A 15,463-nucleotide genomic window follows, 5' to 3' on the forward strand; every position below is an offset into this window, starting at 1 on the left:
TCAGTCCATCGCGGTGGCCAGGCGGTCGATGACCTGGTCCGCGAGGATCTGGGGTGTCGGGTTCTCGTAGAGCACGTCGGCGGCCCAGTCGAGGCCGGTCAGGGCGACGAGGTGGTCGCGCAGTTCGATCGCCGTGACGGAGGTGAGGCCGAGGTCGAAGAACTCGTCCTCGACGCCCACCTCGTCGGCGGACTCGTGCCCCAGGACGGCGGCGACCAGTCCTCGGACACCGCTCAGGACGGCGTCCTGCCACTGGTCGCGCGGCAACGCGGCCAGGGCCAGCCAGAGTTCGGCCTCCCGGTTGGGGCCGGGCGCGGGGTCAAGGTCGGGCTCGGGCTCGGGCTCGGGGGCCGAGTCGACGGCAGTCGGTTCGGCGGCGGGCGCGGCCACGGGTACGGGTACGGGCGTGGGTACGGCGGCGACGACCGGTTCGGAGGCCGCGGCGGGTGCGTCCGCGTCGACGAGGCGGAGCGCCGGCTCGCCCGTGGCCAGTGCCCGGAGCAGTCCGGCTGCCGCCGTCCTCGGGTCCAGTCCCGGAGCGACCGCCACCGCGACCGCGGTGCGGCCCAGGGCGAGGATCGCGGTCGGCGGCTCCGCCACCCGCTCCCCCACCGACACGACGGCGACCAGCGGTACCGTCCCGTCCTGCTCTGAGAGCCCGGCTTCGGCCCCGGCCCCGACGATCGCCGCCGTGAGCGCGACCGCGCCCTCCGCCTCGGCGAGCCGGACGGCGCCGGGCGGGCAGGGGCTGTCCCCGGCGACCAGGCAGCGGGCGCCGGTACGCCGTACGGCGTCGGCCACCGCTTCGGTGAGCCCGTCCGGGAGGCCGGAGAGCAGGACGTCGCCTGCCGGGCGCCAGCGGTCGGCCGGTTCCACCGTCTCGTAGTCGCGGACGGACACCCCGTCCGCGTCGATCCGGGCCTCGGGGTGGCCCTCGGCGATCACCGCGCAGAGCCGGGCCCGGGCCCGGGCGTCGACCACCGACGGGAGGATCACCGCGTGGTCGCCGGCGAGGACGGCCAGGCCGGTGCCGTCGGTGCCGAGGGTCCAGCGCGGGACGCCGGGTGCGGCGGGCGGTTCGGCGCCGGGCAGCGCGACGACGAGGTCGGGCCGTTCGTCGCCGGTCGTCCGGACGCGTGCGCCGTGCCGGGCCAGGGCCCCGGCGAGCGCGTCGGCCAGGTCGTCGTCGCCGCCGGGCGGGGCCAGGAGCAGCACGTCCTGGTCGAGGGTCGGGGCGGGTCCGTCCGGGACGCGCCGCCACCGGGCCGTCTGCACGGCCGGGAGCGGGGCGCCGGAGCGCAGCCGGCCGAGCGCCGCGAGGATCTGGGCGGGTGTCTCGTCCCCCCTCAGGTCGAGCAGGCCCAGTGCCGCGGCGAGGTCGTCGTTCTCCAACGCGGACCAGAGCGGGGCGAGGGTGCTGTCCGCCGGAGGAGCGGGGGCGGTGTGCGCCGGGGGCACGGGCACGGCAGCCGCCGGAGGCACGGGCGCGGTGTCCGCCGGAGCGGACGCCGTGGCCGCGGGCGCGAAGGGAGCGGGCACCGTGACCGTCGGCCAGTAGTGCCGGCTGCGGAACGCGTACCGCGGCAGCGGCACCCGGCGCAGCGGCCGGCCCTCGTGGACGGCCGCCCAGTCCACCGTGACCCCGGACGTGTGCAGGGCCGCCAGCGCCTCGGTGGCCGCGCGGACGTCGGTGCGGTCCCGGCGCAGCAGGGCGACGGGCCGGGTGGGGAGGTCGGGCAGGCAGGCCGCGGCGGCCGGGGCGAGCACCGCGTCGGGGCCGGCTTCCAGGAACGCGGTGGCCCCGTCCTGGTGGGCACGGTGGACGGCGTCGGCGAAGCGGACCGATCCGCGCAGCTGGTCCACCCAGTAGTCGGCGGTGTCCATGGGCGCGTCGGTGCGGACGGTGGAGACGACGGGGATCAGGGCCGTCCCGAAGCGCACCGCCTCGGCGGTCTCGCGGAACTCGGCGAGCGCCGGTTCGACGAGCGGTGAGTGGAAGGCGATGCCCACGTTGAGGCGGCGGGTGCGGTGCCCCCGGACCGCGAGGTCGGCGGCGAGCGCCGTCACGGCCTCGTCGTCCCCGGAGAGGACCACGGCCGCCGGTCCGTTGACGGCCGCGATCGCCACCTGGTCCTCGCGGCCGTCGAGCAGGGCGAGCACCTCGTCCTCGGACGCGCGGACCGACACCATCGCTCCGCCCGGCGGGAGGGCGCCGAGCACCCGGCCCCGGGCGGTCACCAGGGCGGCCGCCCGGTCGAGCGGGATCAGGCCGGACACGCAGGCGGCGGAGAGTTCGCCGACGGAGTGGCCGATCAGGAAGTCGGGCGTCACGCCCCAGGAGGCGAGCAGCCGGGCCTGGGCCACCTGGAGGGCGAACAGCCCGGCCTGGGTGTACTCGGTACGGTCGAGCTGCCCTTCCTGAGCGGAGCCCTCCTCGCCGGGCGCCGCCACCCCGGACGAGCCGAACACCGCCTCGCGCAGCGGGCCACCCAGGTCGAAGTGCCCGCAGACCTCGTCGAAGGCCCGCGCGTACGCCGGGAAGGTCTCGTACAGTTCCCGTCCCATGCCCGGGAGTTGGCTGCCCTGCCCGGTGAAGAGCAGGGCGAGCCGGGGCCGTCCGGCGGTGGCGCGCCGCAGGCCCGGGTCGGTCCGGCCGGCCGCCAGGGCGGTCAGGGCCGTCCGGAGGGCGGTCTCGTCGGTGCCGGTGACCGCCGCCCGGTACCGCTGGGCGGACCGGGTGGTGGCGAGGGCGCGGGCGACGGCGGGCAGGTCGGTGGTGTCGGCCGCCAGCAGGCGGGTGGCCTGGGCGGACAGGGCCGCCTCGGAGCGCGCCGACAGCAGCCACGGCACACCGTCCAGGTCGGGCCCGGTCGGCTCGGCGGTGTCCGCCGGGGGCGCCTGTTCGATCACCATGTGGACGTTGGTCCCGCTGATCCCGAACGAGGACACACCCATCCGGCGGGGGCCCGGACGCTCGGGCCAGGCCTGGGCCGAGCTGAGCAGGGCGACGTTCCCGGAGTTCCAGTCGACGTGCGGCGACGGCTCGTCGAGGTGCAGGCTGCGCGGCAGCAGCCCGTTCCGGATGGACAGGACGGCCTTGATGACGCCGGCGATGCCGGACGCCGCCTGTACGTGCCCGAGGTTGGACTTGAGCGAGCCGAGCCAGAGCGGCTCCGGGCGGTCCTGGCCGTAGACCGCCAGCACCGCCTGGGCCTCGATCGGGTCGCCGAGCACCGTGCCGGTGCCGTGTGCCTCGACGGCGTCCACGTCGGCGGGGCGCAGGCCGCCGGCGGCGAGGGCCGCCCGCATCACCTGTTCCTGGGCGCGGCCGTTGGGAGCGGTGAGGCCGTTGCTGGCGCCGTCGGAGTTGACCGCGCTGGCGCGCAGCACGGCGAGCACCTCGTGGCCGTGGGCGCGGGCCCGGGAGAGGCGCTCGACGAGCACCATGCCGACGCCTTCGCCGAGCGCGGTGCCGTCGGCGGCGGCGGCGAACGGCTTGCACCGGCCGTCGGCGGCCAGGCCGCGCTGGTGGCTGAACTCGACGAACACCATCGGGGTCGACAGCACGGTGACGCCGCCGGCCAGCGCGAGGTCGCACTCCCCCGCCCGGACGGACTGGGCGGCGAGGTGCAGGGCCACCAGGGACGACGAGCAGGCGGTGTCGACGGTGACGGTCGGGCCTTCCAGGCCGTACGTGTAGGCGACCCGGCCGGACAGCACGCCGCCGCCGACGCCGGGGGCGAGGAAGCCCTCGGCCGCGCCGTCCAGGAGGCGGCCGTAGTCCTGGTACATGGAGCCGACGAACACGCCGGTGCGGGTGCCGCGCAGCGTGGCGGGGTCGACCCCGGCGTCCTCGCAGGCCTCCCAGACGGTCTCCAGCAGGAGGCGCTGCTGCGGGTCCATCGCGACGGCCTCGCGCGGCGACACGCCGAAGAAGGCCGCGTCGAAGGCGGTCGCGCCGGCCATGAAGCCGCCGTAGCGGGTGGTGCTGACCGGGTCGGGGCCGTCGAGCCGGTCGAGCGGCCAGCCGCGGTCCTCGGGGAAGGGCCCGATGCCGTCGCGTTCGGCGCGCAGCAGTTCCCAGAGGTCGTCCGGGGTGCGGACGCCGCCGGGGAGCCGGCAGCCGATGCCGACGAGGACGACGGGGTCGTCCTGGTCGGCCTGCGCGGAGGGGGCGGCCGGCTGGACGGTCTGCGCGCCGGCGAGCAGGTCGTCCAGGTGGCGGGCCAGGGCGGCCGGGCTGGGGTGGCTGAAGACCACGGTCGCGGGCAGCCGCAGGCCGGTGGCGACGGAGAGGCGGTTGCGCAGTTCGACGGCGCTGACCGAGCCGAAGCCGACGTCCTTGAAGGCCCGGTCGGGGTCGACGAGGTCGGGCGAGCTGTGTCCGAGGACGGCGGCGGCGTGTCCGGCCACCAGGTCGAGCAGGACCCGCTGCCGGTCGGCCGGGGCCTTGCCGGCGAGGCGGCGGCCCAGTTCGGGGTCGACGGCCGCACCGCCGCCGGCGGCGGTGCGGCGGGCGGGGGCCCCGACGAGGGCGCGCAGCGCGGCGGGTACCCCGTCGCCCACGGCGCGCAGGGCGGCCGGGTCGATCCGCATGGGTGCGAGCACGGGCTCGTCCGAGGCGAGGGCGGCGTCCAGGGCGGCGAGGCCGGCGCGGTCGGACAGCGCGAGGAAGCCGGAGCGGCCGAAGCCGTCGCGGTCGACGCCCTCGGTCATGGTGCTGTCGGCCTCCCACAGGCCCCAGGCGAGCGAGACGCCGGGCAGGCCCTGGGCGTGGCGCAGCCGGGTCAGGGCGTCGAGTCCGGCGTTGGCCGCCGCGTAGTTGGCCTGTCCGAAGCCACCGAGCAGGCCGGCCGCCGAGGAGAAGAACACCAGCCGCGCGTCGGGCAGGAGGGCGTGCAGGTGCCGGGCCGCGTCGAGCTTGGGCGCCAGCACGCGGGTGAGGCGCTCCGGCGTCAGTTCGGTGACCAGGACGTCGTCCAGGACGCCCGCGGCGTGGACGACGACGGTGAAGCCGGCGCCGTCGACCAGCCGGGCCAGCGCGGCGCGGTCGCCGACGTCGCAGGCGGCCGTCTCGACCGTCGCGCCGGCGGCGGTCAGCTCGTCGGCGAGTTCGGCCGCGCCGGGGGTCTGTGCTCCGCGCCGGCCGACGAGCACCAGGTCGCGCACGCCGTGGGTGTCGACCAGGTGGCGGGCGACGAGCTGTCCGAGGGTGCCGAAGGCCCCGGTGATCAGGACCCTGTCGGGCCCGGCGTCCGGGTCGTCGCCCGGGTCGTCACCCGGGTCCGCCGCCGAGCCGCCGGCCGAACCGGCACCCGGCCCCGCGCCCGGTGCGGCGCGCTCCAGCCGGAGCACCGTGGCGGCGCCGTCGGCCAGCGCGATCTGCGGCTCGCCGGCGGCCAGCGCGGCGGGTATCGCGGCGAGCGTCGCGTCGGAGTCGTCGGCCAGGTCGAGCAGCAGGAAGCGGTCGGGGTGTTCGACCTGGGCGGAGCGCACCAGGCCGGCCACGGCGGCCTCGGCGACGTCCTCGCCGACCCGGCGGGTGACCACGACGAGGGTCGCGGCCCGGGCCCCCTCGTCCGCGAGCCATTCCTGCACCGTCGCGAGCGCGCGCGCCGCCGCGTCGGCCGGGTCGCCGGTCGGCGCCGGGACGAGGACGAACGGCGCGGCGTCCGTGGCGGGCCGGCGCTTCAGCAGCGCGGCGAGGTCCGGGTCGGGCACCACGTAGTCGACGGCGGCGCCGCCGGGCAGGGCGCGCGCCACCCAGCGGGGGCAGAGCAGGTCGCGGTTGTCCGCCCGGACCAGGGCGCCCTCGGGCAGCGGGCGCAGCACGAGGGTGTCCACGGAGGCGACCGGCGCGCCCGACGGGTCGGTCAGTTCGATCCGGACGGCGTCGGGGCCGGCGGCGGTGACGGCCACCCGGACGGTGTCGGCGCCGCTCGCGTGCACCCGCACGCCCGACCATTCGAAGGGCAGCGAGGGCCGGTCGTGCGGCCCGGTGAGGAAGCCGCCGAGCGCCACCGGGTGCAGGCAGGCGTCGAGCAGCGCGGGGTGCAGGACGAAGCCGTCCGGCTCGATGCCGGGCAGCACGACCTCGGCGAACATGGCGCCGTCGCGGCCGCGCCACAGGGCCCGTACGCCGCGGAAGGTCGGGCCGTACGGCAGTCCGGCGCCGCGCAGCCGCGCGTAGAGCTCCTCCACGTCGAGCGGTTCGGCGCCGGCCGGCGGCCAGGCGGCCGGTGCGGGCGCCGGTTCGGCGGCGGCGGGCAGCAGGACGGCGGTGGCGTGGGTGGTCCAGTGGCCGGTGCCGCCGGTGCGGGTGTGCAGGGTCAGGGCGCGGGAGCCGTCCTCGGCGGGCGCCGCGATGTCGAGCCGGACCCGCACCTCGGTGTCCTCGGGCAGGACGACCGGGGTGAGCAGGGTGAGCTGGTCGACGACCGCGCAGCCCACCTCGTCGCCGGCCCGGGCGGCCAGTTCGGCGATGGCCGCGCCCGGCAGCATCACCAGTCCGTCGACGACGTGGTCGGCGAGCCAGGGCAGGGCGGTCAGGGAGAGCCGGCCGGTGAGGACGGTCTCCTCGTCGCCGACGCGGGCGCGCAGGACGGGGTGGTCGACGAGGTCCAGGCCCAGGGCGGCCGGGTCGTCGTCGGCGCGCCAGTACGGCTCGGTGACGAAGGCGGTGGTGGGGAGCTCGACGCGGCGGGCGCCGGGTGTCACCGCCGACCAGTCCGGCCGTACGCCCCTGACGTGCAACTGGGCGAGCGCGGTGAGCAGTTGGGCCTGGCCGCCCTCGTCGCGGCGCAGCGTGTGCACGACGGCGACGTCGGCGTCGAGCGCCTCGACGGTCTCCTGCGCCCCGGTGGCGACCACCGGGTGCGGGCTGACTTCGAGCAGGGTGGTGCAGCCGCGCCGGACGAGCGCGGTGACGGCCTCGTCGAAGCGGACCGTCTCGCGCAGGTTGCGGTACCAGTAGTCGGCGTCGAAGGCGTCGTCGCCGTCGATCCACCGGCCTTCGACGGAGGAGAAGAACGGCACCTCGGGGGCGCGCGGGCGCACCGGCGCGAGCGCCTTCAGGACCTCGTCGCGGACGGCCTCGACGTGGAAGCAGTGCGAGGCGTAGTCGACGTCGACGCGGCGGGCCCGCACCTCCTCGGCCTCGCAGGCGGCGAGGAGTTCGTCCAGCGCGTCGACGTCACCGGAGACGACGGCCGAGGAGGTGCCGTTGACGGCGGCGACGGCCAGCCGGCCGTCCCAGCGGCCGAGCCGCTCGCGGACCTGGTCGGCGGGCAGGGCGACGGACATCATCCCGCCGCCGCCGGAGAGCGCCAGCAGGGCCCGGCTGCGCAGGGCGACCACCCGGGCGGCGTCGGCCACGGTGAGCGCGCCGGCCACGCAGGCCGCGGCGATCTCGCCCTGGCTGTGGCCGACCACGGCGGTGGGCCGGATGCCCAGCGAGCGCCAGACGTCGGCGAGGGCGACCATCACGGCGAACAGGGCGGGCTGGACGACGTCGACCCGTTCGAGGTCCCCCTCGCCGCGCAGCACGGCCTCCAGGTCGAAGTCGGTGTGCGGGGCGAGCGCGGCCGCGCACTCGGCGATCCGGGCCCGGAACACCTCGTTGGTGTCGAGCAGTTCCACCGCCATGTCGCGCCACTGCGAGCCCTGGCCGGGGAAGAGGAAGGCCACCCCGCCGGCCGGGCCGACGGTGCCCTCGACCACGGTCGGCGAGGGGCGGCCGGCCGCGAGTTCGGCCAGGCCCGCCGTCAGTTCCGCGCGGTCGGCGCCGCGGACGACGGCGCGGTGCTCGTGCGCGGCCCGGGTGGTGGCCAGGGAGAGGGCGATGTCGCCCGGTCGCAGGGCGGGCCGCCCGGCCAGGTGGCCGGTCAGGGCCTCGGCCTGGGCGCGCAGCCCGGCGGCGGACCGGCCGGACAGCGGCCAGATCCACGGCCCGGACGCGGCGCCGGGGGCGGGGGCGGGGGCGGTAGCGGACCCGGACACCGGCTCGGCGGGTTCGGCGGGTTCGTCCCGGTCGGCCGCCGCGGGCGGCTCCTCCAGGATCACGTGGGCGTTGGTGCCGCTGACGCCGAACGAGGAGACGGCGGCCCGCCGGGGTTCGGCTCCGGCCGGCCAGGGCGTGTCCTCGGCGAGCAGTTCCACGGCGCCCGCCGACCAGTCGACGTACGGGGTGGGCTCGTCCAGGTGCAGGGTCCTGGGCAGCATGCCGTGACGCATGGCCATGACCATCTTGATGATCCCGGCGACGCCGGCCGCGGCCTGGGTGTGCCCGAGGTTGGACTTGATCGAGCCCAGTCGCAGCGGCTCGGGGCGCTCCTTGCCGTAGGCGGCGATGACGGCCTGGGCCTCCACCGGGTCGCCCAGCGGGGTGCCGGTGCCGTGCGCCTCGACGACGTCGACCTGGGCGGGGGTGAGGCCCGCGTCGACCAGGGCCTCGCGGATGACCCGCTGCTGGGCGGGGCCGTTGGGCGCGGTGAGGCCGTTGCTGGCGCCGTCCTGGTTGACGGCGGTGCCGCGCACCACCGCGAGGACCGGACGGCCGGCCGCGAGCGCCACCGACAGCCGCTCGACCACGAGGACGCCGACGCCCTCGGACCACGCGGTGCCGTCGGCGGCGGCGGCGAACGGCTTGCAGCGGCCGTCGGGGGCCAGTCCGCGCTGGCGGCTGAACTCGACGAAGGCGGCCGGGGTCGCCAGCACCGTCGCGCCGCCCACCAGCGCCATGTCGCACTCGCCGCGCCGCAGGGCCTTGACGGCCAGGTGCAGGGCGACCAGCGAGGAGGAGCAGGCGGTGTCCACGGTGACGGCGGGGCCGCGCAGGCCGAGCTGGTAGGCGACCCGCCCGGAGACGACGCTGCCCGCGCCCTGGGCGCCCGGGTAGTCGTGGTGCATCACGCCGGTGTAGACGCCGGTGCGGCTCTCCCGCAGGGCGGTCGGGTCGAGGCCGGCCCGTTCCACGGCCTCCCAGGAGGCCTGGAGGATCATCCGCTGCTGCGGGTCGGTGTAGTGGGCCTCCTTGGGCGAGATGCCGAAGAACCCGGCGTCGAACTCGGCGGCGTCGTGCAGGAAGCCGCCCTGGAGGACGGTGGTGGTGCCGGGGTGGTCCGGGTCGGGGTGGTAGAGCGCGTCGAGGTCCCAGCCGCGGTTGGCGGGGAAGCGGCTGATGCCGTCCCGGCTCTCGGCGACCAGGTCCCACAGGTCGTCGGGCGAGGCGACGCCGCCGGGGTAGCGGCAGGCCATGCCGACGATCGCGATCGGCTCGGCGGAGCGGTCCTGGAGGTCGCGAAGCCGGCGCTTGGTCGACTGGAGTTCCGCGGTGACCCGCCGCAGGTACTCGCGCAGCTTGTCGTCGGTGGTCATCGGGTACGGTCCTCCAGTCCCGGCAGCGGGCTGCCGAGTTCAGCGTCGATCAGGGCGAAGACCTCGTCGTCGGTCGCGGTCTCGAAGGGGTCGAGCGTTCCCGGCGCGGCGGTCGGCGTCAGCTCGTCGAGCAGGCCGCGGACGCGGTCGGCGACCCGGTCGCGGGCGAGGTCGTCGGTGGCGGCGGCGGCGAGCTCGGCGGCCAGCCGGTCGAAGGCCGCGAACAGGGACGGCAGGTCGCCCGCGTGGTCGGCGCCGGCGAGCCGCTCGTCGAGGTGGGCGACCAGGTCGGCCGGGGTGGGGTGGTCGAACACGAGGGTGGCCTCCAGGACCAGGCCGAGCGCGGCGCCGAGCCGGTTGCGGAACTCGACCGAGCTCAGCGAGTCGAAGCCGAGCTCCTGGAAGGAGCGGTCGGACTCGATCGCGCCGGCGTCGGCGTAGCCGAGCACCGCGGCGGCCTGGCCGCGCACGACGGCCGACAGGCGGGTGCGCCGTTCGTCCGGGTCGAGCGCGGCGAGCCCCGCGAGGGCGGGGTCGGCCGCGGCCGGCGCGGGCGGGACGAGCGCGCGCAGCAGGTGCGGGACGGCGGCGGCGCGGCCGGGGGTGAGCCGGATCGCGGTCACCTCCGGCTCGGTTCCGGCCAGGGCGGCGTCGAGCATCCGCAGCGCGGCGTCCGCCGGCAGCAGCTCGATGCCGGCGCGGGAGAGCCGGGCGCGGTCGGCGGTCATGCCCTCGTCCGTCGCCCAGGGGCCCCAGGCCACCGAGACGGCGCGGCCGCCGCCCGCGACCCGGTGCCGGGCGAGGGCGTCGAGGTAGGCGTTGGCCGCGGCGTAGTTGCCCTGGCCGGGGCCGCCGAGGACGCCGGCGACCGAGGAGAACAGCACCAGGTCGGCGTCGGGCAGCAGCTCGTGCAGGTGGCCGGCGCCGTCGGCCTTCGGGCGCAGCACCGCGTCGAGGCGTTCGCCGTCGAGGGCGGTGACCACCCCGTCGTCGAGCACGCCCGCGGCGTGGATCGCGGTGGTGACCGTCCGTCCGGCCAGCAGCGCGGCGAGCGCGGCGCGGTCGGCGACGTCGCAGGCGGCGGTCTCGACGCGGGCGTCGAGGCCGGCCAGGCCCTCCGGGGCCCGGCCGCTGCGGCTGACCAGCAGGAGGTCCCGGACCCCGTGCCGCTCGACCAGGTGGCGGACGACCGGGCCGGCCAGGGCGCCGCCGGCGCCGGTGACCAGGACGGTGCCGTGGCCGCGCGGGGCGGGTTCGGCCGTCCCGGCGGGCATCCGGACCAGGCGGGCCGCGCGGACCTCGCCGTCCCGCAGGGACAGCTGCGGCTCGTCGGAGCCCAGGGCGGCGGCCAGGTCGGCGAGGCCGTCGGCCTCGACCAGGGTGAACCGGCCGGGGTGCTCGGACTGCGCGGAGCGCACCAGGCCCCAGGCGGCGGCGGTGGCCGGATCGGGCGCGGTGGTGAGCAGGACGAGCCGGGCGGCGGCGAACCGCTCCGCCGCCAGCCACTCCTGGACCAGGTCGAGCACCCGCCGGGTCAGCGTGTGGGCGGCGGCGGCGCCCGGGCCGTCCGAGGCGACGGGCAGCACGACCACCGGCGGCACGTCCGCCAGCGCGGACAGCTCCGCCGCGCGGACGACCTCGGCGCCGGACGCCGCCAGGGCGGCCGCGGCGCCGGCCGGGTCGGGGCCGACCACCGCGTAGCGGGCGGCCCGCTCCGGGCGGGGCGGGTCCGCCGGGACCCACTCGACCCGGTACAGCGGGTCGGCCGGGGCTCCGGCCGCGCGCAGGACGACCGACTCGACGGTCGCGACCGGGCGCCCGGCGGGGTCGGTGAGCCGGACCTCGACGGTGTCGGGGGTCAGGTGGGCGACCCTGGCCCGGGCGGCCGTCGCGGCGGGGGCGTGCACCCGGACGCCCGTCCAGGCGAAGGGCAGGCGCGGGCGGTCGCCGTCGAGGACGCCGGTGAGCGCCACCGCGTGCAGGGCGGAGTCGAGCAGGACCGGGTGCAGGGCGTAGGGCCCGGCGTCGCCGCCGGGCACCTCCACGTCGGCGTACACGGCCCCGTCGGCGCGCCAGGCACGGCGCAGCCCCCGGAAGGCCGGGCCGTACCCGGTCAGGCCCTCGTACAGCCGGGTGACGTCGATCTCCTCGGCGTCGCCGGGCAGCGCCGGCGTGCTCGGGGTGTCGGCGGGGGCGGGGTCGAGGGCGCCGGTCGCGTGCCGGGTCCAGGCGCCGCCCGCCGGGCGGGCGTGCAGCTCGAACTCGCGCCGGCCGTCCGCGCCGGGGGGCCGGACGGTGACCCGCAGGTCGGCGTCGTCGAACAGCAGCGGGGCCTGGATCACCAGTTCGGCGATCCGGGGGCAGCCGAGCCGGGCCCCGGCGTGCAGGACCAGGTCGACGAGGAAGGCGCCGGGGACGATGGCGGTGCCGTCCACGGTGTGGTCGGCCAGCCAGGGCGCTCCCGCCGGGGAGGTCCGCGCGGTGAGCACGTCCCCGTCGGCCAGTTCGATCAGCTCGACCCCCTCGGCCTGCGGGCGGGCGCCCACCCGGCCGGTCTCGACCCAGTGGCGCTCGCGGGCGAACGGGTAGCCGGGCAGCGACAGCCGGCGCGGGCGCGCGGGCGGGGCGAGGGTGGTCTCGGCGCCCCCGACCCAGGCGCGGGCCAGGGTGTGCGGGTCGCCGGCCTCGGCGGGCGCCGCGCCGCGCCGACGGCGGCCTCGGTAGCCGGTCCCGGCGCGCAGGGCCTCGGCGAGCTCGGCGGTGGTGGTGGCGACGACGGCGAGCCGCTCGTCCAGGTGGTCGCGGCCGGCCCAGAGGGTGTAGGCGAGCGCCTCGGCGTCCACGGCCGGGACGTGCGTGGCGAGCCGGGCCGCCAGGTCGGCGGGGGTGGTGCCCCCGTCGATGAGCGGGCGGACGCCGAAGGCCGTCTCGACGCGGTGCGCCAGTTCGGCCAGGCGCGGGTAGTCCAGGCCGAGTTCGGCCAGCGGTTCGCGCGGGTCGGCCCGGAAGCCCACCACCTCGGTGAGGATCGCCTCCAGCGCCGGGGCCGCGTCCCCGTGGGCCGTCCGCTCCAGGTGCGCGAGCAGGGCCTCGACCACGGCGTCCAGCCGGGTGGCGTCCTTGGCGGAGAGCACGAACAGCCGGGGTTCGGCCGGCGCCGGTGCCACCGCCTCGGCGGGGTGCTCGGTCAGCACCAGGTGGGCGTTGGCGCCGCCCGCGCCGAAGGAGCTGATCGCCGCCGTGCGCGGCCCGCCCTCCGGCGCGGCCCACGGCTCGGTGGCGCGCTGCACGCGGAAGCGCGAACCGGCCCAGTCCACGGCGGGGTTGAGCGGATCCGCGTGCAGGGAGGGCACGAGCTGCCCGTGCCGGAACTGGAGCACGACCTTGCTGACGGCGGCAATGCCGGCGGCCGACTCCAGGTGGCCGATGTTCGACTTGACCGAGCCGATCGGCCAGGGGCCGCGACCGGCGCCGACCTCGTCGAACGCCCGCTCCAGGGCGTCGAGTTCGATCGGGTCGCCGAGGCTGGTGCCGGTGCCGTGCGCCTCCAGGTAGCCGATGGCGTCCGGGTCCACGCCGGAGCCGGTCAGCGACCGGACGACCAGCGCGGCCTGGGAGGCCGGGTTGGGCACCGAGAAGCCGCCGGTACGGCCGCCGTGGTTGAGGGTCGTGCCCCGGATGACGGCGTGCACGTGGTCGCCGTCGCGCAGCGCGTCGCGCAGCGGGCGCAGCAGCACCACGCCGACCCCCTCGCCGGGCACGTAGCCGTCCCCGCCCTCGCCGAAGGCCCGGCAGCGGCCGTCGGTGGAGAGGAACGACGACTGGCTCAGCAGCAGGTACTTGTTGGGGTGGACGTGCAGGTTGACGCCGCCGGCCAGCGCCGCCTCGCAGTCGCCCCGCCGGATCGCCTCGACGGCGAGGTGGATCGCCGTCAGGGACGAGGAGCACATGGTGTCGAGGGCGATGCTCGGCCCGCGCAGGTCGAGGAAGTACGAGACCCGGTTGGCGATCGAGGCGCTGAACGAGGACGGCACCACGCCGGGCTCCTCCCGGACCCCGTGCAGCTGGTACTGGTTGTACATCACCCCGGCGAACACCCCGACGTCCCGGCCCCGCCAGGCCGAGGGGGCGTGGCCGGCCTCCTCGAAGGCGTGCCACGCCTCCTGGAGGAACAGCCGCTCCTGCGGGTCCAGGACGGCGGCCTCGTTCGGCGCGATGTGGAAGAACGCGGCGTCGAACTCGTCGATGCCGTCGACGAAGCCGCCCCAGCGGCCGTACGAGCGGCCGAACACGCCCTTGGTGTCGCTGTGGATCGCCCGGTGGTCCCAGCGCTCTGCGGGCACCTCGGTGATGCAGTCGCGGCCGGTGCGCAGGTTCGCCCAGAACTCGTCCAGGTCGCGGGCCATCGGGTAGCGCCCGCTGATCCCGACGACGGCGATCGCGTCGTCGTCGCGGACGTCCGGAACATCCCGGACGTCCGGGACGGCGGTCCGCTCAGCGAGGGGCGCGGGCGCGGCCTGACGGACCGGTGCGGGCTCGGGCGCCGGCTCGGGGGCCGTCTCCGCCACGGGCCCGAACTCGCCGGTGATCCGGGCCGCCGACCCGACGAGGGCGACCAGGTGCGGGCGGCCGCTGCCGATCGCCCGCGTCAGGATGTCCACGGCGGTCGGGGTGTCCATCGCCCGCAGGCCCATCCGCCGCAGCCCGGCGGTGTCCAGCGGCATCCCGCCCTCGGCCCAGGCCGGCCAGCCGACCGAGACCACGCCCGGCTTGCCCTCCGCGAAGCCGTCCAGGAAGGCGTTGGCGCAGGCGTAGTCGGCCTGGCCGGGGTTGCCCCACGCCCCCGCCGTGGAGGAGAAGAGCGCCAGGAAGTCCAGCCCGAGGTGCCGGGTCGCCTCGTACAGGTGGCGGGCGCCGTCGACCTTGGGCGCGAGCACCGCGCGGACGTCCTCGGCGGCCTTGCCCGCGATCAGCCCGTCGCGCAGCACGCCGGCGGCGTGGACCACGCCGTGCAGCGCGCCGAACCGGGACACCGCCAGGTCGACGACCCGGCGCACGTCCTCGGCGCGGGTGACGTCCGCCGCCGCGACGGCGACCTCCGCCCCGAGGGCGGTCAGCTCGGCGCCCACCGACGGGTCGGCGGCGGTGCGCCCGCAGAGCACCAGGCGGGCCCGGACGGTCCGGGCCAGGTGGCGGGCCAGGGCCAGGCCGGCCCCGCCGAGGCCGCCGGTGATCAGGTAGACGCCCCGGTCGCGCAGCCGCGCGGGGTGTTCCGGGGCCGGCACCGGCCGGACGTCCCGGACCTCGCGCCGCCCCCGGGTGTAGCGGACGTCCGGGTCCGGGACGCCCGCCGCGAGTTCGGCCAGCGCGTCGGCGGTGTGCGGGGAGCGCACCACGCCCGCCCGGACGTCCGGCTGCTCCCGGCGCAGGGTCCGGAACAGGGCCACGACGGCCTCGACCGGCGCGTCGTCGGCGAGGTGGAGGGCGAGGCGGACCGGGCCCCGGCGGGCGCGCAGCAGGGCCGCGGCGAAGCCGGTCAGGGCGACCGCCTCGGCCGCGACGTCCTGCGGATCGGCGGGGATCCAGAGCACGTCCGAGGCGGCGGAGCCGGCGAGCAGGGCCGGCCAGTCGTGGGCGGTGGCCGCGTCGACGGTCAGCACGGCGGCCGGCGGCGCGGCCGCGGGCAGCGGCTCGGCCCGCCAGTGCGGCGCGAACCAGACCACCTCGGCGGGCACGTCCTCGACCGGGGCGGCGGGAACCGCCGGAGCGACCGGAGCGGCGGGTACGGCCGGAGCCGCCGGGGCCGCGACGGCGCCCGCCACCGGCTGGAACTCCCGCAGGTGCTCGGCCAGGGCCGCGAAGGTGTTGTGCTCGAACAGCAGCGTCGGCGAGAAGTCCCGGCCGAACGCGCCCTCCAGGTCCGCGGCGATGCCCAGCAGGCCCGAGGAGTCCAGGCCCAGCTCGTAGAAGCCCGCCTCCTCGTCGAAGTCCGCCCGGTCGAGGCGGTCGGCGAGCAGCCGGCGCACGACGGCCTCGCCCGACTCCCGGGCGGGCGCGGCGGCCTCCGGCCGGACGACGGCGGCCTCGC

At 77.8% G+C, this 15,463-nt stretch carries 2 protein-coding genes (1 of these 2 only partly in view); both read right to left on the minus strand.

What is annotated here, in order from left to right; genetic code table 11:
• Entirely contained in the window at positions 1-9,375 is a 9,375-nt protein-coding gene (locus ACFQ6N_RS12825; RefSeq protein WP_380648864.1) for an SDR family NAD(P)-dependent oxidoreductase, read from the minus strand.
• Positions 9,372-15,463: the 3' portion of an SDR family NAD(P)-dependent oxidoreductase gene (locus tag ACFQ6N_RS12830; protein ID WP_380648865.1), read on the minus strand. It continues 868 nt past the right edge of the window; 6,092 of the gene's 6,960 nt are visible here — the last part of the coding sequence; its start codon lies beyond the right edge, outside the window; its stop codon occupies positions 9,372-9,374. Before ACFQ6N_RS12830 ends, ACFQ6N_RS12825 begins: the two co-directional genes overlap by 4 nt.

It is taken from the genome of Kitasatospora sp. NPDC056446, from assembly GCF_042796115.1.
Lineage (GTDB): Bacteria > Actinomycetota > Actinomycetes > Streptomycetales > Streptomycetaceae > Kitasatospora.